Origin of the sequence: Idiomarina ramblicola (assembly GCF_003987255.1) — a bacterium.
In the GTDB taxonomy this organism is placed as follows: Bacteria; Pseudomonadota; Gammaproteobacteria; order Enterobacterales; family Alteromonadaceae; genus Idiomarina; species Idiomarina ramblicola.
Map to the genome: position 1 here is coordinate 97,382 of NZ_PIQC01000001.1, position 21,670 is coordinate 119,051.

Annotated in this window: 22 protein-coding genes; 18 read left to right on the plus strand and 4 right to left on the minus strand. The window is 43.6% G+C overall.

Features of this window, described 5'->3' with window-relative positions; genetic code table 11:
• Positions 1-65: 65 nt before the first annotated feature.
• The gene (locus CWI78_RS00515; RefSeq protein WP_244213040.1) at positions 66-950 is read right to left on the minus strand and encodes a LysR family transcriptional regulator; all 885 of its coding nucleotides are present in this window, start codon (positions 948-950) and stop codon (positions 66-68) included.
• Between the two features lie 80 nt (positions 951-1,030).
• Here CWI78_RS00515 and CWI78_RS00520 point away from each other — a divergent pair, with 80 nt between their 5' ends.
• Genes CWI78_RS00520 through CWI78_RS00530 form a run of 3 tightly spaced genes read left to right on the plus strand, consistent with a single transcriptional unit; the run spans position 1,031 to position 3,436 of the window.
• A complete protein-coding gene (locus CWI78_RS00520) occupies positions 1,031-1,681 on the plus strand; it encodes a LysE family translocator (RefSeq protein WP_338067613.1) in 651 nt (216 codons plus the stop codon).
• Between the two features lie 56 nt (positions 1,682-1,737).
• A complete protein-coding gene (locus CWI78_RS00525) occupies positions 1,738-2,622 on the plus strand; it encodes a 6-carboxytetrahydropterin synthase (RefSeq protein ID WP_126779214.1) in 885 nt (294 codons plus the stop codon).
• The gene (locus CWI78_RS00530; RefSeq protein WP_126779216.1) at positions 2,615-3,436 is read left to right on the plus strand and encodes a M23 family metallopeptidase; all 822 of its coding nucleotides are present in this window, start codon (positions 2,615-2,617) and stop codon (positions 3,434-3,436) included. The genes CWI78_RS00525 and CWI78_RS00530 overlap by 8 nt, the downstream gene beginning before the upstream one ends.
• On the opposite strand, the gene CWI78_RS00535 is transcribed toward CWI78_RS00530, so the two are convergent.
• Positions 3,433-5,202: a M61 family metallopeptidase gene (locus tag CWI78_RS00535; protein WP_126779218.1), complete on the minus strand. Its 1,770-nt coding sequence runs from the start codon at positions 5,200-5,202 to the stop codon at positions 3,433-3,435. The genes CWI78_RS00530 and CWI78_RS00535 overlap by 4 nt on opposite strands.
• A gap of 76 nt (positions 5,203-5,278) precedes the next feature.
• Between CWI78_RS00535 and CWI78_RS00540 the strand changes: the two genes are divergently transcribed.
• Genes CWI78_RS00540 through CWI78_RS00555 form a run of 4 tightly spaced genes read left to right on the plus strand, consistent with a single transcriptional unit; the run spans position 5,279 to position 8,728 of the window.
• On the plus strand, positions 5,279-5,968 hold the full coding sequence (locus CWI78_RS00540; protein ID WP_126779220.1) for a flagellar brake domain-containing protein: 690 nt from the start codon (positions 5,279-5,281) through the stop codon (positions 5,966-5,968).
• Positions 5,968-7,065 (plus strand): sensor histidine kinase, encoded by a 1,098-nt coding sequence (locus CWI78_RS00545; protein WP_208642023.1) that lies wholly within the window; start codon positions 5,968-5,970, stop codon positions 7,063-7,065. The genes CWI78_RS00540 and CWI78_RS00545 overlap by 1 nt, the downstream gene beginning before the upstream one ends.
• Entirely contained in the window at positions 7,062-7,880 is an 819-nt protein-coding gene (locus CWI78_RS00550) for a LytR/AlgR family response regulator transcription factor (protein ID WP_126779222.1), read from the plus strand. The genes CWI78_RS00545 and CWI78_RS00550 overlap by 4 nt, the downstream gene beginning before the upstream one ends.
• A 2-nt stretch (positions 7,881-7,882) precedes the next feature.
• A complete protein-coding gene (locus CWI78_RS00555; protein ID WP_126779224.1) occupies positions 7,883-8,728 on the plus strand; it encodes a DUF6279 family lipoprotein in 846 nt (281 codons plus the stop codon).
• Here the strand turns inward: CWI78_RS00555 and pyk are convergent.
• Positions 8,725-10,155 carry a pyruvate kinase gene (pyk, locus tag CWI78_RS00560; protein WP_126779226.1) on the minus strand — a complete coding sequence of 477 codons (1,431 nt, stop codon included), beginning with the start codon at positions 10,153-10,155 and terminating at the stop codon, positions 8,725-8,727. The genes CWI78_RS00555 and pyk overlap by 4 nt on opposite strands.
• A gap of 104 nt (positions 10,156-10,259) precedes the next feature.
• On the opposite strand from pyk, the gene msrB reads away from it, so the two are divergent.
• On the plus strand, positions 10,260-10,661 hold the full coding sequence (msrB, locus tag CWI78_RS00565) for a peptide-methionine (R)-S-oxide reductase MsrB (protein WP_126779228.1): 402 nt from the start codon (positions 10,260-10,262) through the stop codon (positions 10,659-10,661).
• Here the strand turns inward: msrB and CWI78_RS00570 are convergent.
• Entirely contained in the window at positions 10,643-11,449 is an 807-nt protein-coding gene (locus tag CWI78_RS00570; RefSeq protein ID WP_244213041.1) for a DUF2989 domain-containing protein, read from the minus strand. The genes msrB and CWI78_RS00570 overlap by 19 nt on opposite strands.
• A gap of 139 nt (positions 11,450-11,588) precedes the next feature.
• Between CWI78_RS00570 and CWI78_RS00575 the strand changes: the two genes are divergently transcribed.
• The 10 genes from CWI78_RS00575 to CWI78_RS00620 all read left to right on the plus strand — a co-directional run bounded on the left by CWI78_RS00575 (position 11,589) and on the right by CWI78_RS00620 (position 21,664).
• On the plus strand, positions 11,589-13,034 hold the full coding sequence (locus CWI78_RS00575) for a glyceraldehyde-3-phosphate dehydrogenase (RefSeq protein ID WP_126779232.1): 1,446 nt from the start codon (positions 11,589-11,591) through the stop codon (positions 13,032-13,034).
• Positions 13,035-13,102: 68 nt separating this feature from the next.
• A complete protein-coding gene (locus CWI78_RS00580) occupies positions 13,103-14,230 on the plus strand; it encodes a M14 family metallopeptidase (protein WP_126779234.1) in 1,128 nt (375 codons plus the stop codon).
• Between the two features lie 45 nt (positions 14,231-14,275).
• Positions 14,276-15,952, plus strand: a complete 1,677-nt coding sequence (locus CWI78_RS00585; protein WP_126779236.1) for an alanine/glycine:cation symporter family protein — start codon at positions 14,276-14,278, stop codon at positions 15,950-15,952.
• Positions 15,953-16,081: 129 nt separating this feature from the next.
• On the plus strand, positions 16,082-16,411 hold the full coding sequence (locus tag CWI78_RS00590) for an eL43 family ribosomal protein (RefSeq protein ID WP_126779238.1): 330 nt from the start codon (positions 16,082-16,084) through the stop codon (positions 16,409-16,411).
• Positions 16,412-16,413: 2 nt separating this feature from the next.
• The gene (locus CWI78_RS00595) at positions 16,414-16,713 is read left to right on the plus strand and encodes a YeaC family protein (protein WP_126779240.1); all 300 of its coding nucleotides are present in this window, start codon (positions 16,414-16,416) and stop codon (positions 16,711-16,713) included.
• On the plus strand, positions 16,710-17,183 hold the full coding sequence (locus tag CWI78_RS00600; RefSeq protein ID WP_126779242.1) for a GAF domain-containing protein: 474 nt from the start codon (positions 16,710-16,712) through the stop codon (positions 17,181-17,183). The genes CWI78_RS00595 and CWI78_RS00600 overlap by 4 nt, the downstream gene beginning before the upstream one ends.
• Position 17,184: 1 nt before the next feature.
• On the plus strand, positions 17,185-17,475 hold the full coding sequence (locus CWI78_RS00605; RefSeq protein ID WP_126779244.1) for a hypothetical protein: 291 nt from the start codon (positions 17,185-17,187) through the stop codon (positions 17,473-17,475).
• Positions 17,468-18,100, plus strand: a complete 633-nt coding sequence (gene proQ / locus CWI78_RS00610) for an RNA chaperone ProQ (protein WP_126779246.1) — start codon at positions 17,468-17,470, stop codon at positions 18,098-18,100. Before CWI78_RS00605 ends, proQ begins: the two co-directional genes overlap by 8 nt.
• Before the next feature lie 9 nt (positions 18,101-18,109).
• Positions 18,110-20,167 carry a carboxy terminal-processing peptidase gene (gene prc, locus CWI78_RS00615; RefSeq protein ID WP_126779248.1) on the plus strand — a complete coding sequence of 686 codons (2,058 nt, stop codon included), beginning with the start codon at positions 18,110-18,112 and terminating at the stop codon, positions 20,165-20,167.
• 111 nt (positions 20,168-20,278) lie between these two features.
• Positions 20,279-21,664 carry a sodium-dependent transporter gene (locus CWI78_RS00620; protein ID WP_126779250.1) on the plus strand — a complete coding sequence of 462 codons (1,386 nt, stop codon included), beginning with the start codon at positions 20,279-20,281 and terminating at the stop codon, positions 21,662-21,664.
• Positions 21,665-21,670: the final 6 nt, after the last annotated feature.

Genomic DNA, 21,670 nt, shown 5'->3' on the forward strand with positions numbered 1-21,670 from the left:
TACAAACATGAATGTATGTAAATGGTGGTCTATTCAGGCCTTCACTTAAGACCTGAACTTTTTATTTATCCAATGATTAATTGCAACCACTTTATAAATGCAACAAGGGCGACGGGCTGTCGTTGTCGCTTACGATAGTAAACGCTTAATGGGTACTTACAGGGCTGAGTAAAGTCATTATAAACTTTTAAGTTAGACAAGCCGGGAGTCATAAGGCTGTTGTCGATGAGCGCAATTGCCTGTTCTGCTGACGACAAATCCAGGGACATTTGCACGTCGTTACAGTGGATAATGCGTGTAGAAGCCAATTCCTGGCTATAAGTTTTTAACATAGCTTGATGGTCCGGGTTATCAGGATTGATTAACCAGGGTAAATGGAATGGGCTTTCATTCGTCTGAATAGCAGAAACCGGAGTCAGTTGGGTTTTCTTTAAAGCAATTGACTGAATGTGTTTGTCCGTTATTTTTCCATAACCAATCGCTATATCCCAGCTTTGGTGCTGTATTGCTGAAGCCATTTCAGCAGCGCTTTCATTAATGAAGTACTCGTTACAGCGACTAAAACTGAGTTGAATATGAGGATACAACGAATGAAAGTCCGAAAGTTTTGATGCCAGCCAAAAACGTAAGCGCTCGGAACTGATTGCGACAGTTAGCTGCGTTGTTGTATTGTCACTAAGATTTCTGGTGCGTTCTATCGTCCGCTCCAGCTGTTCAAATATTTGTTCAATTTGAGGAGCAAGCTCAAGGCCCACGGGAGTGAGTGAATGAACTCTGTTGTCTCGTTGGAACAAGCGAACTTCGAGCTGCTCTTCCAATGTCTGTATTTGCCGGGTAACGGCGGACTGAGTAACTCCAAGCTCTTGTGAGGCTTGCTTAAAAGATCCGCTTCTGGCAGCAACATCAAACACTCTCAGTGCATTTAATGAGGGGAGTTTCGTGTTTTTCATATTGATTAATAGTAATCTGTAATTAATAAAAAGTAACTTTGATTCTGGCAGTTAAAGTCTAAATACGCAATAAGGAGTTTGTGTTGTCTTACTGGAGTGAATTCTTAACCATTGCCTTAATTCATCTGTTTGCGGTCGCAAGCCCGGGGCCTGATTTTGCTGTTGTTTCACGTTATAGCCTCAGCTTCGGACGTAAGGCCGGTTATTGGGTGAGCCTGGGCATAGCTGCCGGAATTATTGTGCATGTGACTTACTCGCTCATTGGTGTTGCGCTCATTATTCATCAAACCGACTGGCTGTATCAGACCCTCCTTTGTGCTGGCGCAATATATTTAGGATTTATTGGTGTCCAGGCTATAAAAGCAAAGCCTAGAAAAGATATGTCGGACAGTGAGCTAGCCGCCACTCAACCACGCAAGCGCAAAGCTTTTATCGTAGGTTTTATTACCAATGGTCTGAACGTGAAAGCAACGATTTTCTTTTTGACGTTGTTTACGACCATTATTGCGCCGCAGACGCCTTTTGCTATTCAATTTGGTTATGGTATCTACCTTATAGTCGCGACAGGTCTTTGGTTTCTATTTTTGACTTGGTTACTGACTCAACCGCGGATATTTAAAACACTCTGGCACTACAGTCACTGGGTAGACCGTACTATGGGCGCCGCATTAATTTTGCTTTCGTTGAAATTATTGTGGGAGTGGGCAAACCTGATTGAGCTTATCGGATAAGGCGTTTCAGGTTATACTGGTGGCAGTTACTAAAGAAGAGACGAGAAAAGCTCACTATGCAGTTATTTGTGAATGATTTAACCGTTATTGATTGCTCTTACCTTTGCCCTGAGAGGGGGATAGTTGGTGAGAGCTGGATTGTTGATATCGTGCTGGACGGTGCGTTAAATGAGCAATCTATGGTGCTGGACTTTGGCCGGGTAAAAAAGCAAGTTAAGGCCATTATCGATAATTCGGTTGATCATAAGCTAGTTGTGCCGGCGGAGCACCCGTATACACAAGTGACGCATAACTCTGATGACAGTGCCAACTGGGTTGATTTCTTGCGTCCTGATGAGCGTTCTATTCATTTGTTTTGCCCTGCCGATGCCTTTGCTTTTATTGATGCGGACGTTGTGTCTATACAAACCGTTACTGAATACCTGAAAGCGGTTATCAAACGCGAACTCCCGGGGAATGTTGAAGGTCTGCGTTTATTGTTGCGGCCAGAAAGTATCGATGGGTTTTATTATCACTATACTCACGGGCTTAAGAAACACGATGGTAACTGCCAGCGCATAGCTCATGGGCATCGTTCAAAAATTCAAATTCGGCTTGATGATATCCGCCAGCCAGTACTGGAAAAGAAATGGTCAGATAAATGGCAGGATATTTACTTAGGCACCACTGAAGATGTTTGTTCACACAGCCGCCTCAAGTTATCAGAAGCCGCTCATTCAGCAACATCTGATGGCAGTCATACGTATTACAGCTATGTTGCCGATCAGGGGCTATTTGAACTCATTGTTCCCAACGCCGAGAACTTTGTCATCGATACAGACTCTACCGTCGAGTGTATTGCTGATTTTCTGGCGACAGAGATCAAACGAGAATATCCGGCTAAGAAAGTTGAAGTTCGTGCCTTTGAAGGTGTTGGTAAAGGAGCTATAGCCTATGCGTAATATCGTCGGTATTATTATTCTATTATTCTGCTTTGCCGGTGTTGCTAATGCCGATGAGCCATTACCCCTGGAGATAAGAGGTTCTTTAACACAAGGGGCGTTGATTCTGGCAAAATCTGAACCCGGTGTTAGCGCAACGTTAAATGGCGAATCTCTGCAAGTGACTGAACAAGGTTACATTGTGTTTGGGTTTGCGCGAAAAGCCCCTTTAGAAAACACCTTAGTCATTACTAAAGGTGAAGAGAAAGTAACGAAGGAACTCACCTTAGAGCCCCGTGAATATAAAATCGATCGCGTTGATGGTGTACCACAAAAAACAGTAACTCCGGATCCTGAACAAGTAAAAAGAGCCAGAGCAGAGGCTGAGAAGGTTTGGTTAGCCAGACAGAAAGAAACCACACGAACTGACTTCTTAACATCGGTTGCTAAGCCTGCGGAAGGTCGTATTAGTGGGGTCTATGGTAGTCAACGAATTTTTAATGGTGAACCGCGTAACCCTCACTATGGTGAGGATATCGCCGGGCCAACAGGCACTCCGGTTAAAGCGCCCTGGCCGGGTAACGTAGTTTTGGCCGAACCTGACTTGTTTTACTCAGGAGGCACAATCATTATTGAACATGGTTATAAAGTAACGACAACCTATTTGCACTTAAGTGAATTGCATGTCGAGGTGGGCGATAAGGTCGAGCAGGGCGATTCAATAGGCGCCATAGGTGCAACAGGCCGCGCAACTGGTCCTCATCTTGACTGGCGTGTTAACTGGGGAAATGAACGGCTTGATCCAGCGTTACTTCCCCAGCTTTATCAGGACTAACCGGAAGGCGTTAGCCAACCTTTTAGTTTGTCTGGCTGTGCCACGCTTAACAGGCAATTGCTTTTAACAGGTTCCAGCCAGGTAAGCTCCAGTGTCATCAATTCGTCACGGCGAAACGCGTGAGCTGTCACGGTGTCTCCCGGAATGTAGCGATCCAAAACCCGCTTAACGGATTTATCCGTTACCTGCAAATGATCGATGGCAATAATTCGGTCACCCGCTGATAAACCGGCATGATAAGCACTTTCATCATGGTAAACGTTAGTCAGCTCGAGTCCTTGCGATGAGGCTTTATACTTTGCTCCAAAGTTGACTTTTGCGGGCTGCTCAGAGGCCTTACCACCTGTACTGTTGTCGTCGCCGGGTATTTGCTTTTCAACCAATATGCCGAAGTTTTGTAATAACTCCGTGATAGGCAATGACTCTTTGTTGTATAAAGCATCTTTTAAGAAATCTGAAACATCAATGCCCGGGTAGTGGTTTAGCCAGCTAAGAACGGTATCATCGGCTGTACCAATTGCTGTTTTACCAAACTCATGCCACAGTTCTTTCATAACTCTTGCCAGGGTCAACTTATGCCCGGACTGCAGGCGTAACATCAAGTCAAGACTCAGCGCAATTAATGCCCCCTTAGCATAATAACTGACAATACTGTTGGGAGCGTTTTCGTTTTGCTGATAAAATTTGGTCCATGCCAGAAAACTGGATTCTGTCACACTCTGTTGAAGCTGACCGGCACTGCGTTCAACGCGTGCAATGGTATCACCAAGAATTTTTAAATAGCGTTTGTCGTTGATGATACCACTGGCGTGCAGAAGGTAATCATCAAAGTACGACGTCATTCCCTCATAGAACCAAAGTTGCTCAGTATAAGATTCTTGCTCGAGTTGATAAGGAAGAAACGCGCGGGGCTTTAGTGTCTTTATATTCCAGCTGTGAAAGTACTCATGACAGCAGAGGCTGAGAAAGTTTTGATAGTTGTCATTCATCTCGTGCTGATGAGCACTGATTAAATCTTTACGGCTACATAACAGGGCTGTCGAGTTTCTGTGCTCCAGTCCGCCAAAACCATCGCCAACAACCATCGTTAAAAAGGTATAAGACTGAAAGGGAGCTTCATCGAACATGGTTAACTGAGTTTCGCAAATTCGGGCGAGGTCGGCGGTTATGCGTGATGTATCAGCAAAATGTCGGCCACTTAGGACAAGCGAGTGTTTAATGCCATGAGCAATAAACTCTTCAATGGTTAAGTTGCCAATTAAGAAAGGGTAATCAATCAGTGCATCATAACTGTCCGCCTGGAAAGTGCCCCAAGAGTGTGACTGCCCATTTTTTCTCGGCATGCCGGTTGCTACTTGCCACTCCGGAGCCTGCGGCGGTGCATGCAAATGAAGCTCACAGGGGAGATCGGTCTGACCTTCGACAGCCAGACACAAACTGGTGTTATTAAAGAATCCTTGAAACTGGTCAAGGTAGGCGGAGCGAACGGATAAGTCCCAGGCATAGACTTGATAGTGGACGGTAACAGGGTGTTGGGACGACTCAAGTTGCCAACGATTTTTAGCGATAAGGCGAACCTTTAATGGACGGCCGTTGCTTTCAGCGTGTAACCCAATAATGTGTTTGCTGAAGTCACGTATTAAATAACTACCGGGGATCCAGTTTGGTAACCATAGCTCTTGTTCATCCATTGTTCGTTCAATGGTAAGAGAGACATTAAATAAATGCCCATGTAAATCGATGGGTGTTATATCGTAAGCGATCAAGGAGCTCTCCTTTGCTTGACACAGCCTGACAACTAGCGATCATAGTAACATATTGTTTCATATCAAAGAGCCCCTTATGGCAAGCAAAATTTCAGAGCTCGTTACCGGTCAAAAAATAGAAGTTCAACTGGCTAGTTCAAATGTTCCTGCTCGGTTTTATTCTGAGTTTATTGGCGCAGTGAAAGACCGTTGGGTCATTGTTAATATGCCTGATGCGCGTAAATACAAGGATGTACGAGAGCTTCTTCAAGAGAAAACTCCGGTTATTGTTCGTTTTGTATTGGAAAATGAAAGCGGCGAGATTTGCGCGTTTCGTAGTGAAGTCAGTTACGTGATCTCGCATCCGACAAAAATGCTTTTTATCTTGTGGCCGAGCCAGGTAGAACATCGAGTTATCAGAAAAGGCCGTCGCTTCGACGCCTTTCTGCCCGCCTCAGTTTCGGGGCAATCGGTAAAAGGTGAAGAAAAAACGTTTAAAGGCCATGTTTTGGACGTATCTGAAAGTGGCTGTCGCCTGAAACATGAAAAGCCCGAAGAGAAACTAGCGGAGCTTTGGGAAAATGGCAGTAAAATTGCGCTTAAAATAGAACAGAAGAATAATGGTGACTTAACGCTCAATGCAATGGTTCGACAAATAAAGCAAGTTGATGATCAGATTGAGCTGGGAGTCCAGTTCATGGGGAATCAAAAAGAGCAGGTAAACTCGCTATTTTCAGGCAGTTTGGTCGATATTGATGAATTATCTCGGCTTGAGTCCCCAAAATAATGATAAAAAAGCCAATTAAAACGCAATGGCAATTGCTGATGGATAACCGCAATCGATTTTTCTGGTTGCTCCAGGCCGGTGGTTGGATAGGGTATGCGTTGGTGAACTACATTGGTTCATTGATGCATGAAATGCGCGATATCTACACGCTTATTATTATACTGGGCGCTTATGCTGGCTTTCTTATTACGATTCCACTCAGGTATTTGTACCGCAGAATATGGGAATTACCACCGCCACTGATGATGTTAATTGCCATTGTGGCCTCCTATGTGACGGCTGTCGCATGGGCTATCGTTGATAACGCAACCTACTGGGAAATATACAAGTTTGGATTTCGTCCGGACAGTCCGTTTTTCTATTTAAAGAACAGCCTGGCTAAGTTTTATATTATTCTCAGTTGGAGTGGATTATATTTTGGCATCAAGTACTACCAGATGCTGCAAGAAGAAAAGCAAAAGGCTTTGTTGGCTTCATCTATGGCGCACCAGGCTCAGTTAAAAATGCTGAGATACCAACTTAATCCGCATTTTTTATTTAATACACTAAACGCAATATCGACTCTTATTTTGTTGAAAGATAATGAAAAAGCTAACTTAATGGTGAATAAGCTCAGTCATTTTTTACGTTTTTCACTGGATAACGAGCCGATAAAAAAAGTGACTCTTGAGAAAGAAGTGGATGCGTTGCTTTTGTACCTGGATATAGAGAAAGTACGTTTTGACGAGCAGCTCGAAATTGATATTCGGCTGTCCGATGAAACCAAAAATGCCTTAGTGCCTAGCCTGATTTGTCAGCCTTTAATTGAGAACTCGATAAAGTACGCCATCGCAAATGTTGAAGGTGTTGGTAAAATAAGAGTCCGTTCCTGGTCAGAAGAGGGTAATCTGCTACTGGAAGTTTGTGACAATGGCCCGAAAATACAAACGGATCCTGAAAAGCTCTTCCGCAAGGACGGTGTTGGCCTGAACAATACTCGACAAAGACTTAAATCTTTATACGGTAAACATTATCGGTTTGAGATGTTAAAGGGCGAGGAAAGTGGCCTCTGTGTGCGAATTACTCTTCCGATGGAAATGCTGGAGAACCAACAATGAATCGATTGAAAACCTTGGTTGTTGACGATGAGTCACTTGCCAGAAAAGGTTTGACTATCCGCTTGAAGGAATTTGAGTACCTGCAGTTGATGCCTGAATGCAAAAGTAGTCGAGAAGCCGTCGAAGTCATTATAGAGCAAAAGCCTGATTTGATTTTTCTTGATATACAAATGCCGGGGTTGAATGGTTTCGAGGTATTAAAAGCAGTTCAAGAACAGGGGAAAAAGTTGCCGATAGTGGTTTTTGTTACCGCGTATGACGCCTACGCAATAAAGGCATTTGAGGTAAGGGCTCTCGATTACTTGTTAAAGCCAGTTGATGATGCCCGCTTAGCTGATTGTGTTAAACGTGTTATCAGTGAGCATCAACAAGTTAAGGATGAACAACAGGATAAGCTCATAAGTCTTGTCGCTGACGTAACAGGTCAGGACGCTAATACCTTACTTGAGAAACTGGCAGCTGGAGAGAATATAGCGGCAAATGAGTACCCTGACTACATAGCAATTAAGGACAGTGGCGAGATAACTCGTGTGGCCGTTAATGATATTAAATGGGTTGATGCCGCTGGAGATTATATGTGCATTCATGCCGGGGATGAGACTCATATTTTGCGCAGAACAATGAAGGAACTTGAGCAAGATCTTAATCCTAAACTCTTTCAGCGGGTACACCGTTCCGCCATCGTTAATGTAAAACAAGTTGAAAAGCTCTGTAATCAGCAAAACGGTGAATATCATTTACAATTAAAAAATGGTCAAAAATTGAAAGTGAGCCGTAGTTATAAATACCGTATTAAACAACTTATTCTGAGCTGATCATGTATCGACTGTTAGGTGTACTCATCGTTCTTACTTTTATTGCAGGCTGCACAGCAAATATAGGTTATAAATTTGCTGATACTCTGGTGGAATGGAAGGTAAAGGACTATGTCGATCTGAATGATAAGCAAGAAGAGTTGCTGTCAAAAAAAGTTGATGAAATGCATCAATGGCATGCTCAAACCCAGCTTCCTTTGTATAGAAAAGAGTTGAAGAGCTTGCGCGATAAGGTCGAACAAAAGTCTTTAACACAACAGGATATTTCGGATTTTGAAAGTCGGCTGTGGGACTTTTGGGGCAATGTTTTAACACAAGTTGAAGCTGAAGCAGACTTACTCACCACACTGACTCTAACGCAGCGCGAACAGCTTATTAGACGCTTAGAAGAAGCTCAGGAAGAGCGTTACCAGCGTTTAGAGGAAGATAAAAAAGAAAGCGATATATTGCGCCGACTTGACCGCATTACTGAAGTTGAAGAGGATTTAGAAGATATTCTGGGCGATTTAACAACAGAGCAGGATAAGTTACTGCGGAGCTGGGTGAGTGAGTCGCCTGAATTACGCGAGCAGTGGTTAAGTTACAGAGCGAGCTGGCTGACGGAATTTGAGAAAGCGTTAATGAGTCGGCCTATTGATGAAAAACGGTTATCTTCTTTAATTCTTGACCCACGACAACTCAGAAATGAAGATTTTCAGCAGAATTCAGAACAAAGTAGTGAGTTGAGGAAAGAGTTTCTATGGGACATGTACCAAAGCCTTAATCCAGAACAGCGTAAAAAGGTCATAAAAAAGGCCGATGAATACATCGACCTTTTGGACTCACTTATTAATGACTTTAGCGATTAACGTACTTCGATAATCTTACAGGTATTGCTCGAGCCCACAGTTTCCATCACATCTCCATGGGTCAATATCACTAAATCGCCGGCTTTAATATGCCCACTCTTTTTAACAACTTCGATAGCTTCAGTTATTGGGTTATCAACACTGGTTGAGTCAAAGTTAATGGGGTAAACACCACGATAAAGAGCCGACTTATCACGGCTGTGTGAATGACGAGACAATGAAAATATCGGTAAATGCGAGGTGATTCGCGACATCAACTTGGCGGTAAAACCAGACTCTGTTAAGGCAATAATGGCCGTAACGCCATTAAGGTGCGTGGCAGCGTACATTGCTGACATTGCTGTCGCTTCTGTAATGCTGGAAAACATCTCTTCAAGATCCTGGTGACGCAACTGAGCCGATGGGTGAGTTTCCGCACCCAGGCAAATATCAGCCATGGCTTTTACGGTGGCTACAGGATGCTTGCCAGCCGCGGTTTCTGCAGAGAGCATCACCGCATCGGTTCCGTCCAGTACCGCGTTCGCTACGTCCATGACCTCTGCACGGGTTGGCATGGGGTTTTCAATCATTGATTCCATCATCTGAGTGGCAGTAATAACAACGCGGTTTAATTGACGTGCTCGAGAGATGATTTGTTTTTGCTTACCGACGAGCTGTGCATCGCCAATTTCAACACCTAAATCGCCACGGGCTACCATGACAGCATCAGATGCTCTTATTATGTCATCCAGAGCGTGCTCGCTGGCAACCGCCTCTGCTCGCTCTATTTTCGCACATAATACGCCTTGGCCTCCGGCATCCCTCAATAGGTGACGAGCCTGGTTAATGTCGTCGCCAGAGCGGGGGAAAGAAACGGCCAGATAATCGACGCCAATTTCAGCCGCCAGTTTTATGTCGGCGAGATCTTTTTCAGTTAATGCCGCAGCGGATAAGCCGCCACCCTGACGGTTAATACCTTTATTATTAGAAAGCAAGCCACCGACAGTGACTTCTGTTTTCACCTGACTGCCGTCAATTTCTTCAACTTTTAACTGAATGCGGCCATCATCCAGCAATAAGATATCACCTGAATTAACGTCATTCGGTAAATCTTTATAGTCCAGACCAACTCGGTTTTGGTCACCGCTGTCTTTTCCCAGCTCAGCGTCTAAAATGAACTTATCACCGACTGATAGCGTAATTTTATCCTGTTGGAAGCGCGCGACACGGATTTTAGGCCCTTGTAAGTCACCTAAAATAGCCACGTGAGCTTCTAATTCACGTGAAATTTTTCTGACCATAGAAGCGCGTTGCTTGTGGTCGTCGCCACTGCCATGAGAGAAATTTAGACGAACAACATTGGCACCTGCTTTTATCAATTCTCTGAGAGTTTCTTCAGAGTCTGTAGCTGGTCCGAGAGTAGTCACAATTTTAGTACGACGAAGCATGCAAAACCTCAGTAAAAATTACCCATGAATTTGGGATTAAGTTTAGCACAACCACTGTTACAGTAGTACGAAATTTAATTGAAAGATAAAGGAGTTAACTGAGTATGAGCGAAGGTGAATGGGGTAGTAAAACTGAGCAGGAATGGCGTGAGCAATTGGGGGATGAGGCCTATTACGTGTTAAGAGAAAAGGGCACGGAACGTCCTTTTTCTGGTAAATACTTGAGTTGCGACAAAGAAGGGGTTTATCGTTGTGCGGGTTGTGGACAAAAACTCTTTGAGGCAGATCATCAATTTGACGCTCATTGCGGCTGGCCAAGTTTTGATAAAGCGATACAAGGAGCTGTTGAGTATATTGAGGACCAAAGTCATGGCATGATGCGAACGGAAATACTTTGCAGCCGTTGTGGCGGGCATCTGGGGCACGTATTCGACGATGGCCCCACAGAAACCGGGCAGCGTTACTGTGTTAACTCGCTTTCTATGCGTCACGAAGAAGACGAGTAATAACCGCGGAAATTGCCGCTTTTTATTTTATCGACAATAGACTCTGCGCGATCGTCCCATTCTTCATACTGCTCTTTGCTGGCGTTGACAATATTCTTCATACTGTTTTTTTCCAGGTTGTCCTGACCAAGTTGCCAGGCAACCTGTGACCAGACGTAAGCTTCAGCACCGTTGCCTTCCTTTAAGTACATAGAAACTAAAGTTGATGGTATTTCAGGATTAATACGATCGCCCGGGCCGTAAAGTCTTAAGGCACTATAAAGAAGCGCAAACGTTTTCTGCGAGTCATGCTTGGTATAGTAAGTCGCTAATGCGAGTTTGAGTTCAGGTTTTTCAAGCTTAGCGGTTCCTTCTAAAGCCAGTAGTTTCTGTAAAGCGTCTTGATCACCCCGGTTTGACCAATGCCAGTAGAGCCAGAGCGGATGCTCAGAGTCAGCAGTTTGATCAGCCAGTTGCTTAATGTTTTTTTGTGAGTTAATAAAAGCTTCAATGCGGTTCGACTGCTTTCGTTTTAGCTTTTTATGTTCAATAGTTGAGGCCAGTTCAATACATTGCGAGTATTCTTGTAAATCCCGCATGAGGAAGTATTGCTTTTCATTTGTATCGTTTTGCTTCCGCTCATAACGACTAAAAATAAGTTGCCTACGCTCTGAATTACACCAGTTGTCGTCATTTAAGTCGTTGCACAGAGCTGGTGAAGACTCACAGATTTCCCGCACCGTCGGCTTTCCCTCAACACAACCTGTTAAGGCAACAACGGCACTTGTAAAAACAATTCTCTTGAACATAGGCTTCAACATTTTTTTAGTGAAATTCAATTGTTTCTTAAAATTGGCTTCATGCCAAGCTTTTCAGTACAATATCGCGGTTTTTAAAGCGTAGCACTTTATTAGCTCACTGACATTAGCATAGAGGACAGGGCTCACTATGAACTCTAACCAGCAAGATCCAACCTTATCAAGTTGGCAGGAACGCCAGGAATTCGCCGAGCAAATGCAACCTTTGCTTGGGAAGTTGTACCGGAACTTCGGTGTTGAAATTTTGGTTTACGGACGTTCATTATTGAATGTATCGACTATCAATATTATTAAGGCACACCGTCTTATTCTTCGCCACGAAGGGCAAAAGGTTCGCCTACGCGAAAGCTTTCCTTTCTTGCAAGCTATGGCAGAGCTGAAGCTCTCACCGGCCCGGGTGGATTTGGGCAAATTAGCTTATGGTTACTTGTTTGGCAACAAAGCCGATAATTTATCAGTGACCGATTACGTTAAACGTGAGTTGGCTGACATTATCGATTGCGAAGACAACATCCAGCCGCGTGATGTGGTTTTATATGGTTTTGGCCGTATTGGTCGTTTGTTAGCCCGTCAGCTAATTGAGCGAAATGGCGCTAATAATAAAATGCGTTTACGTGCGATTGTTGTGCGAGGTGGTCGTGAAGGTGACTTAGAAAAACGGGCAAGTTTACTGCGTCGTGACTCTATCCATGGCTTATTTAATGGCTCTATCACCGTCGATCACGAAAACCAGAGTATAAAAGCTAACGGTACAAATATTAAAGTCATTTACTCTGACGGCCCGGATCAAGTGGATTATACTCAGTACGGGATTGATAATGCCATTGTGATAGACAATACAGGCATTTGGAAAGATGAAGCAGGCTTAGGTCTGCATCTAAAATCAAAAGGCGTGAATAAAGTCCTGTTAACGGCACCGTCGAAAGGCAACATCAAAAACATTGTTTTCGGCGTTAACGACAACATGATTGAAGACAGTGACAACATTGTGTCAGCTGCAAGTTGTACTACAAATGCTATTACGCCGGTATTAAAAGCTTTGAACGATCAGTATGGTATTCGTAACGGTCATGTCGAAACCGTACATTCTTATACCAACGATCAAAACCTAATTGATAACTATCATAAAGCGGACCGTCGTGGTCGTTCTGCGCCTTTAAATATGGTCATTACCTCTACTGGTGCGGCTAAAGCTGTTGCTAAAGCGCTACCGGAAATGGAAGGGAAATTAACAGGTAACGCCATTCGCGTGCCGACGCCTAATGTTTCAATGGCAATCATGAATTTGAACCTTGAAAAGCTGACGACCCGTGACGAGTTAAATGATTACCTTCGTCAGACGGCATTGCACTCAGAGTTGGTCAATCAAATTGACTATACGGCTTCAACCGAAATCGTATCCTCAGATTTAGTCGGTTCACGTCATGCTGGTGTCGTTGATTCTCAAGCTACTATCGTAGAAGATGACAGAGCTGTTCTATACGTTTGGTACGATAACGAATTTGGTTACAGTTGCCAGGTCATTCGCGTAGCAGAAGCTATGGCTGGACTTAAAGTTCCTAATTTACCGAAGTAAGTGAGAAAAGCGCCTGTTTGGCGCTTTTTTTCTAGCGTTTTTCTTAGAGACAATTTAAAAGGTGAAGTATGCATATCACTGCAAACTTTGACAGTGGCAATATTCAAGTTATCAGCGCAAACAATGCTGATGATATCCGTTTAGCAATTAAAAAAGATCATCAATCCGATTTTTATCAGTGGTTTCATTTTAAGCTGTTTGCCGAAGCTGGCGAAGAACATGTGATGACTATTGAAAATGCATCGGGTTCGGCATATCCCGATGGTTGGAAAGGTTACCAGGCACTGGCTTCTTACGATCGTGAAACCTGGTTTCGGGTTCCGACCGAATACAATGGTAAAGAACTGACTATCCGCCACACACCAGAGCAAGAAAGCGTTTTCTATGCGTATTTCATACCTTATTCCTATGAGCGCCATCAGGATCTGATTCAGTCAGCTCAACAATCAATTGACTGTTACCATGAGCTACTGGGCGAAACCCTGGATGGTCGTGAATTAAACTTATTAGTTATTGGTGAGCCTGCTGAGCATAAGAACACCATTTGGGTGACAGCACGACAGCACCCGGGTGAGTCGATGGCTGAGTGGTTTATGGAAGGTTTTATTACACGTTTACTTGATGATGAAGATGGCGTTGCCCGAAAATTATTAGATGAAAACGTGTTTTATGTTGTACCTAATATGAACCCTGATGGAAGTGTTCGCGGACATCTACGGACTAACGCCGTTGGTACCAATCTAAACCGTGAATGGGCAGAGCCTAGCCTGGAAAAAAGTCCGGAAGTTTTTTACGTGCTTAAACGTATGCAGGAAACCGGCGTTGATATGTTTCTGGACGTTCATGGTGACGAAGACCTACCCTATAATTTCGTTGCAGGCTGTGAAGGTATCCCGTCGTATGACGAACGCCATAAAGAGCTGGAAGAAACCTTTAAAGCAGCATTTTTAGCGGCAACACCAGAGTTTCAGACTCAGTATGGCTATGAGTTAGATGCTCCTGGCAAAGCGAATATGACAGTGGCAAATTCAGCAGTGGGTGAACGTTTTAAGTGCTTATCTTATACACTGGAAATGCCCTTTAAAGACAATGCAGACTTGCCTGATGAAGATTTCGGCTGGTCAGTGGCTCGCTGTCAGCGTTTAGGGGAAGATGTATTAACAGCAATGTTGGCAGTCTCACCCAAATTGCGTTAAAACTAGAGTTGTATCACAAAATAATAACAACAAAGGGGGTCTTCCTTGGAAGTGCTCAACAATTTTTTGCTTTGGATTGATGGGTTCTTAGGTTCTGCAGCCTATTTCCCATTTATTTTGCTCGGTGTTGGTTTATTTTTCACCTTATATCTTGGTTTCCCTCAAGTGCGCTATTTTCGGCATGCGTGGAGAGTACTCGCGGGGAAATTTGATAAAAAAGACTCGCAAGGTGATACCAGCCACTTTGAAGCTTTATCTACCGCTTTATCCGGTACCGTCGGTACCGGTAATATCGGCGGCGTGGCGCTTGCTATCTTTTTAGGTGGCCCGGCGGCTATTTTCTGGATGTGGATGACGGCTTTCCTCGGTATGACCACGAAATTTGTCGAAGTGACTTTGTCGCATAAATATCGTGTTAAAACCGAAGACGGAACGATGGCCGGCGGCCCAATGTATTACATGGATCGTCGTTTGAATATGAAATGGCTGGCCGTTATTTTTGCCATTGCAACAATCATCAGTTCGTTTGGCACCGGGAATATGCCGCAAATTAATAATATTGCCCAGTCAATGGAACAGACCTTTGCGATTGATCCTATCTGGACTGGCGCCATTTTATCGATTTTGCTGGCTATGGTTATTATTGGTGGTATTAAGAGAATAGCGGCGGTTACCTCGAAAATAGTACCGATAATGGGGATTCTTTATGTTATCGGTTCTTTAAGCGTTATCTTCTTCAATATCGATAACATCGGCGCATCCTTCGTGTCTATTTTCAGTGACGCCTTCACGGGCTCTGCAGCTGCAGGGGGCTTCCTTGGAGCAAGCTTTGCTTATGCCTTTAACCGAGGGGTAAACCGTGGACTGTTTTCGAACGAAGCGGGTCAGGGTTCAGCGCCAATTGCACACGCATCAGCAAAGGCAAAAGATCCCGTAGCTGAAGGCTTGGTTTCAATTCTCGAACCTTTCCTGGATACCATCTTAATTTGTACCTTAACGGGTCTGGTTATTTTGTCTTCCGGTGTATGGACAGAGAAATTTGAAAACAATTTTGCACGAAGCGATCTCGATTTTATTGTCGGTGAATATAACGATGTTGAGAGCAATGACCGTCAAGAACTATACAAGTACTTGAATGGTATTGGTGATACAGAAATTGAACGTTATTCAGGTACACTACAAGTTGTTGACGGCGAAGCACAAACGAATGGGGAAATCACCATTTTACATGCTCGTTCAGTAGCTGAAGATGTTCGTTTCATTATCGCTGGCGAGGATGCATACAACGGTCAGGTGAAAATTGAAAATGGTAACCTGATAAAAGAGGACATCGAAGTTGTTGGTAAGTCACTGGTTCATTCCGCGGCACTGACATCATTAGCTTTTGCTAATGGTTACTTTGGCGATTACGGGCAGTACATTATTCCAATTACTTTATTGATGTTTGCTTTTTCTACTGCCATAGCCTGGTCGTATTACGGTGACAGGGCGGTCGTTTACCTAGTCGGTCAGAAAGGGGTAATGCCTTATCGTATACTCTATGTAGCCGGCTTTTTCTGGGCTTCATTTGCCGACACCACGTTAGTCTGGACGGCCTCGGCAGTCGCTATTGTCTTAATGACGTTACCCAACTTATTGGGTATGATTTTGCTCCATCGTGAAATGAAGTCGACAGTGAAGTCTTACTGGAAAGATTTTGGTGATGCGGACAAGAAAAAGTAATTTAGTACGAACAAGTTAATGCTAAACGGCCAACTTAAAGTTGGCCGTTTTACTTTTATTCCGAGGCAATGCTTGAAATTAAGAGCAAAAGCCTTATATTGCAAGGACTGCATAAGAGATAGGTTGTTTATGGCGTTAACACAATGTCCTTCGTGTAATAAAAGAATTTCAAGCAAAGTCAAAGAGTGTCCACATTGCCAGTTTGTGCTGGCAGGTCAGTCTAAAGATGAGATGGAGCGAGAGTCGCATAGATTAAGGCAAGAAAAGTCCGATAAGCTTGTATCACGCTCTATGCTCGCCTTACTTATTGCTATTGCCGCTTTTACTTACTTATTCCTTCAACAGCCAATGCCTGATACTTGGCAGTATGGTGTATCTGTCGGCTCTATGGTAGCTGGGTTGGTTTGGTTTGTTATCAACCGTGTACAACTTGTCTTTTTGAAAAAGAAAAAGCGCTAATTATGCAATTCGACGATTTAATAGGAAGTATGAACCAGGAAATTTATCAACGCCTGGTTCAAGCCGTTGAAACAGGCCGATGGCCTGATGGTAACAAGCTCACCGATGAACAACGCGAAAACTCAATTCAGCTGGTTATGGCGTATCAAGCTCGTTATGCCAATAGCGAAGAGGCATTTACTATTAGTTCAAATGGCGAAATAGTAACCAAAACTAAACGTGAATTAAAAGAGCAGTTTAAAGCCAGTTCTGGCGAGTCAATTGCTCGTTTCAAACTTGACCAACAAAAAGGCGAACTATGAGCTCTCAGTTGTATTCTGATTTATTAGCTCAAACTCGAGCTTTAACAGAAGATGAGCCTGATTTAATTGCAAACCTTGCGAATATTTCTGCGCTACTCTATGAACATATTGATGATATTAACTGGTTAGGTTTTTATTTAGTCCGTTCTGAAAACGAACTGGTGCTCGGACCGTTTCAAGGTCGTGTTGCCTGTGTCCGAATTTTGTTCGGTAAAGGGGTCTGTGGTGTTGCTGCAGAAACGCAGGCGTGCCAGCGAGTGGACGATGTTCATCAGTTCGCCGGACACATTGCGTGTGACTCAGCTTCTAATAGTGAAGTTGTAGCACCTATTGTAGTTAACGGAAAAACCGTTGCAGTGCTAGATGTTGATAGCCCATCGGTTAGTCGTTTTGGTGAACAGGATGCAAAAGGTATTCAAGCTATTGCTAACTATTGCCAAACCTTAGATTGGTCGGGGTTGCAACGCTAATATGTTTGTTGAATTTGATATTCATAGCTATTTAGTGACCAAACAAGATGCTGTTTTTTTTGAAGAGCAGGAAGAAGAAGCTGCTGATAGAATCAATGAAATGTTGCATCACATTAATGCATTACGAGAGGATGACGATACAACAGAGCAACTGGAAGAAATGGTTCGTCGTACACTGTACGACTGGATTGAAGAGCCTGCGTTGTTAGATCTGTCATTTGATGAAATGGACGACTACGTTCGAAACTTAATGAAAGTTGTCCGCGAACAGGAAGAAGAATGGAATGAGTGAACCTGAAAAGCTGACGAAAAGTAAAGATGTTATTGCTTATTTAACTGAGCAATTTCCTGAATGTTTTAGTGTTAAAGGCGATGCAAAGCCGTTAAAAATTGGCATTTTCGAAGATCTGGCAAAGCGTCTGGAAAGTGACGATAAAGTTAGCAAAACTCGTTTGCGAACAGCTTTACGTCATTACACGAACAGCTGGCGTTATCTTTATAGCGTAAAAGCGGGTGTCCAACGCGTCGACCTGGATGGTCAGCCGGTTGAAGCTGTGAATGAAGAACACCAGCAACATGCTCAGGAAACATTGAAAGAGTCTAAAGCAAAGGTGGCTGAAAAAAATAAAGCTGCCGCTAAAGCTTCTGCAAAAAAAGCGCCGACCAAAGATAAAGGTGCAGGTTCATCTAAACCTAAATCTAAACCCAAAGCGGCAAACAAACCAAACAAGCCTCAAGTTAAATTGGCTGACGTGGAACTCAATAAGCTTTCTGTTGGTCAACAGGTACAGGTAAAGGCAGGGAATACCCCAATGTCAGCAACAATTATGGAATTGGACAAAGATGATGTTCAAGTTCAGTTGCAAAACGGTTTAACCATGAAAGTTAAAGCAGATAAAATTTTTCTGCGCGCGTAGGAGTAGTCGATGAAACACTGGGCTGTAAAAAAATGTGCATTGGCACTGATGTGTGTTGTTCCTGCTGCGGTTGCAATACCGCCAGAGCACAAAATCAGTGAGTTACCAGAATTAGAGCAAGAAGCTCAACACGATACAGCCAGTGAGCGTATAACGTCTTATTTTACTCGTTATCACTTCAGCAGTTTAACGCTGGATAATGAGCTATCTGAAAAAATCCATGAACGGTATTTTGAGCTACTTGATTACAGCAAAATGTTTTTGCTTAAAAAGGACGTTGAGGCTGCTGATGAGTACCGTCACCTATTCGATGATATGTTGAAACGAGGGGAGCTGGATGTTGCCTTCGATATTTATCAAAAAAGCCTGGAACGCCGCTTCCAACGCTATGAATATGCGCTGTCTTTGCTTGATGAAGAAGAGCCCATGGATTTCTCAGCAGAAGACGATAAATATTACTATGATCGCGAAGATGCAGAATGGGCTGAATCTTTGGATGAACTCAATGATCTTTGGCAAAGTCGGGTTAAGTACGATGCGCTTAATTTAAAGCTTGCGGGCAAAGAGTGGCCAGAAATTGTTGAAACCTTAGGCAAGCGCTATAACAGCGCCTTAAATCGATTGACGAAATCTAAAAGCGAAGATGTCTTTCAAACAGTGATGAACGCTTTTGCCCGTTCAGTTGAGGCGCATACCAGTTATCTGTCGCCTTCGAATTCAGAACGTTTCCAGCAAAACATGAATCTTGAACTGGAAGGTATTGGTGCTGTTTTACAGTCGGAATACGATTACACGATTATCCGCAGTCTAGTGCCCGGTGGGCCGGCGGATAAAACGGGTGAGCTGTCACCTGAAGATAAGATTATCGCCGTAGGCCAGGGTAACGGTGAAGATGAAGAAGACTTCGTCGATGTTATAGGCATGCGTCTGGATGATGTTGTCGAATTAATTAAAGGTCCGAAAGGAACAACCGTCAGACTGCAGGTGTTAAAAGCGAGCCAAGGTGCTGGCGGTACGCCTAGCGAAATTGAGATTGTTCGGGATAAGGTCAAACTTGAAGACCGTGCAGCCAAAGCGGAAGTCAAAGAGTTTGAAGAAGGCCCTTATAAAGGCCGTCGCCTTGGTGTTATTGAGATTCCGGGTTTCTACAACAACCTAACCGCCGATGTGAAAAAGCTGATAGAAGACTTAGAGAGTAAAGACGTTGAAGGTCTTGTGGTTGATTTACGTGGTAATGGTGGCGGTGCCCTGACCGAGGCAATTAACTTAAGTGGTCTGTTTATTGATAAAGGACCTGTAGTCCAGGTTAGTGATGGTCGTGGTCGTGTGGATATCAGTAGAGATAAAGACGGAAAAACCTATTATGGCGGACCGCTATTTGTCATGGTTGACCGCTACAGTGCATCGGCTTCTGAGATATTCGCTGCAGCAATGCAGGACTATGAGCGTGCGCTTATTATTGGTGAAAACACCTTCGGAAAAGGTACCGTTCAACAGCATCGCGGATTAACTCGTCGTTTTGATTTTTATGATAAGCCGTTGGGCAGTGTCCAATATACAATTGCGAAATTTTATCGTATTGATGGTGGCAGCACACAATTGAAAGGTGTTCAGCCTGATGTTGTCTTTCCTTCTTTTGTAGAAGCCTCAGAGTGGGGTGAGAGCAAAGAAGATAACGCCTTACCATGGGACAAAATTGATAAGGCTGATTATAGCCAAGTAGGTGAAATCGACAGTGCTGAAGTCAAAGAGCTACAGCAACACTTAAACCAGAGAATTGAGGATGACCCAGAGTTTTCTTATATTTTTGAAGAAATAGAAAGATTCAGAAAAGAAAAAGATAAAACTTGGGTGAGTCTTGTTTTAACTGAACGAGAGCAAAAACAAGAGCAACAGAAAGCAAGACAGCTTGAGCGGGTTAACGAACGTCTAAAACGAGCTGGTAAAGAGGCAGTAGAAAGCGTTGAAGATGCACCCGATGAGTTTGTTGAGGTTGATCCTTACCTGGACCAAGCTGCGTTAGTTGCTTTTGATTTTATTGATAAAGCTCAACTTGCTTCAAATTAGTATAACTCTTTTAAAAGTACCGCCTTTACGGCGGTATTTTTTTGTGAACTTGTCATTGACCCACATTTTGTGGTCATATAGCGCGTTAATTAACACAAACGATTAATAATAATGACAACAAATAATCAGGCAATATCAAGTCGGTGGTCAAGCCGCTTGAGTTTTATCTTGGCATCTTCTGCTGCCGCTGTTGGCTTAGGAAACATTTGGAAATTTCCTTATGTTATGGGCGAAAATGGTGGTGGGGCATTTGTCCTTGTTTACCTTCTTTGCATTTTAGCCATTGGCATTCCCATTATGATGGCGGAAGTGATTATCGGCCGTCGCGGCCGTCACTCTCCAGGCTACGCAGCCAAATCGGTTGCACTAGAATCGGGTAAGCATCCAGCGTGGCAGACAGCAGGTTGGCTCGGCATGCTCACGGGCTATTTAGTTTTAAGTTTCTATACCGTTATAGCTGGCTGGGCATTGGCTTATGTATTCAAGGCTGGGCAAGGCGTATTCACCCAAGCTTCGGCTGAAGATATCGGTAAAACCTTTGAAGGGTTACTGGCATCTCCGGGTGAGTTAATGCTTTGGCACAGTCTGGTTATCATCGCCACGGTTTTGGTTGTTGGTAATGGTGTAAAAAATGGCCTTGAAAGGTCAGTTAGGCTATTACTTCCCTGCATGATTGTTCTGTTGGTTGTTATTGCTATTTATTCCGGCAGTATCGGGGACTTCTCTGCTGCAATTGGTTTTATGTTTGAACCGGATTTTAGCAAGCTAAGCGTTAATGGCGTCATGATAGCGCTAGGCCATTCATTTTTTACTTTAGGCCTGGCGTCCGGTGTGGTTATTATGTATGGCGCCTATCTTCCGCGGGAAACCTCAATTGTACAAACCAGTCTTTGGATTGCCGTTATAGATACTTTTGTAGCCTTGCTTGCCGGTCTGGCCATATTTCCGCTGGTTTTTGGTTATGGTTTAACGCCAAGTGAAGGGCCGGGGCTTATTTTCACAACTCTGCCATTGGCCTTTAGTGAGATGCCTGCGGGTGGTTTTGTCGGAACGGTATTCTTTATTATGCTGGTTATTGCAGCATTTACATCTGCCATTGCCATGATTGAATCGTCGGTTGCGTTTGTGGCTGAAAAGTTTTCTTTAAGCCGCTGGCCGGCAACACTCATTTCTGCCGGTGTGCTGTGGCTTTTAGGGCAGTTAACCATTCATTCGTTCGCTGGATCCGGTTGGGCTCAATTAAGTGGAGAGTGGTTTGGTAAGCCCATTAACTCACTCTTTGATATTATAGACGTTTTAACATCCAGCTTATTACTCCCGCTGGGTGGCTTACTGCTGGCAGTATTAGCAGGTTGGGTAATGCGCTCAGAATTTACGAAAGACGAACTGGATACCAAAAAAGGCATTTTCGATGTCTGGTTACTCTGTGTTAAGTACATTTCTCCAGTCGCTATCATTATTATTTTTTTACAGCTAATTGGCTTTATAAAACTTTAGGTTGAA

Bases quoted from the DNA above. Each gene is read 5' to 3' on its own strand.
- CWI78_RS00575 (WP_126779232.1), top strand. From the start codon at position 11,589: ATGAACTCTAACCAGCAAGATCCAACCTTATCAAGTTGGCAGGAACGC.
- CWI78_RS00590 (WP_126779238.1), top strand. From the start codon at position 16,082: ATGGCGTTAACACAATGTCCTTCGTGTAATAAAAGAATTTCAAGCAAA.
- CWI78_RS00580 (WP_126779234.1), top strand. From the start codon at position 13,103: ATGCATATCACTGCAAACTTTGACAGTGGCAATATTCAAGTTATCAGC.
- CWI78_RS00620 (WP_126779250.1), top strand. From the start codon at position 20,279: ATGACAACAAATAATCAGGCAATATCAAGTCGGTGGTCAAGCCGCTTG.
- CWI78_RS00545 (WP_208642023.1), top strand. From the start codon at position 5,968: ATGATAAAAAAGCCAATTAAAACGCAATGGCAATTGCTGATGGATAAC.
- proQ (WP_126779246.1), top strand. From the start codon at position 17,468: ATGAGTGAACCTGAAAAGCTGACGAAAAGTAAAGATGTTATTGCTTAT.
- CWI78_RS00525 (WP_126779214.1), top strand. From the start codon at position 1,738: ATGCAGTTATTTGTGAATGATTTAACCGTTATTGATTGCTCTTACCTT.
- CWI78_RS00605 (WP_126779244.1), top strand. From the start codon at position 17,185: ATGTTTGTTGAATTTGATATTCATAGCTATTTAGTGACCAAACAAGAT.
- pyk (WP_126779226.1), bottom strand. From the start codon at position 10,155: ATGCTTCGTCGTACTAAAATTGTGACTACTCTCGGACCAGCTACAGAC.
- CWI78_RS00550 (WP_126779222.1), top strand. From the start codon at position 7,062: ATGAATCGATTGAAAACCTTGGTTGTTGACGATGAGTCACTTGCCAGA.
- CWI78_RS00595 (WP_126779240.1), top strand. From the start codon at position 16,414: ATGCAATTCGACGATTTAATAGGAAGTATGAACCAGGAAATTTATCAA.
- CWI78_RS00540 (WP_126779220.1), top strand. From the start codon at position 5,279: ATGGCAAGCAAAATTTCAGAGCTCGTTACCGGTCAAAAAATAGAAGTT.
- msrB (WP_126779228.1), top strand. From the start codon at position 10,260: ATGAGCGAAGGTGAATGGGGTAGTAAAACTGAGCAGGAATGGCGTGAG.
- CWI78_RS00530 (WP_126779216.1), top strand. From the start codon at position 2,615: ATGCGTAATATCGTCGGTATTATTATTCTATTATTCTGCTTTGCCGGT.
- CWI78_RS00515 (WP_244213040.1), bottom strand. From the start codon at position 950: ATGAAAAACACGAAACTCCCCTCATTAAATGCACTGAGAGTGTTTGAT.
- CWI78_RS00555 (WP_126779224.1), top strand. From the start codon at position 7,883: ATGTATCGACTGTTAGGTGTACTCATCGTTCTTACTTTTATTGCAGGC.
- CWI78_RS00600 (WP_126779242.1), top strand. From the start codon at position 16,710: ATGAGCTCTCAGTTGTATTCTGATTTATTAGCTCAAACTCGAGCTTTA.
- prc (WP_126779248.1), top strand. From the start codon at position 18,110: ATGAAACACTGGGCTGTAAAAAAATGTGCATTGGCACTGATGTGTGTT.
- CWI78_RS00570 (WP_244213041.1), bottom strand. From the start codon at position 11,449: ATGTTCAAGAGAATTGTTTTTACAAGTGCCGTTGTTGCCTTAACAGGT.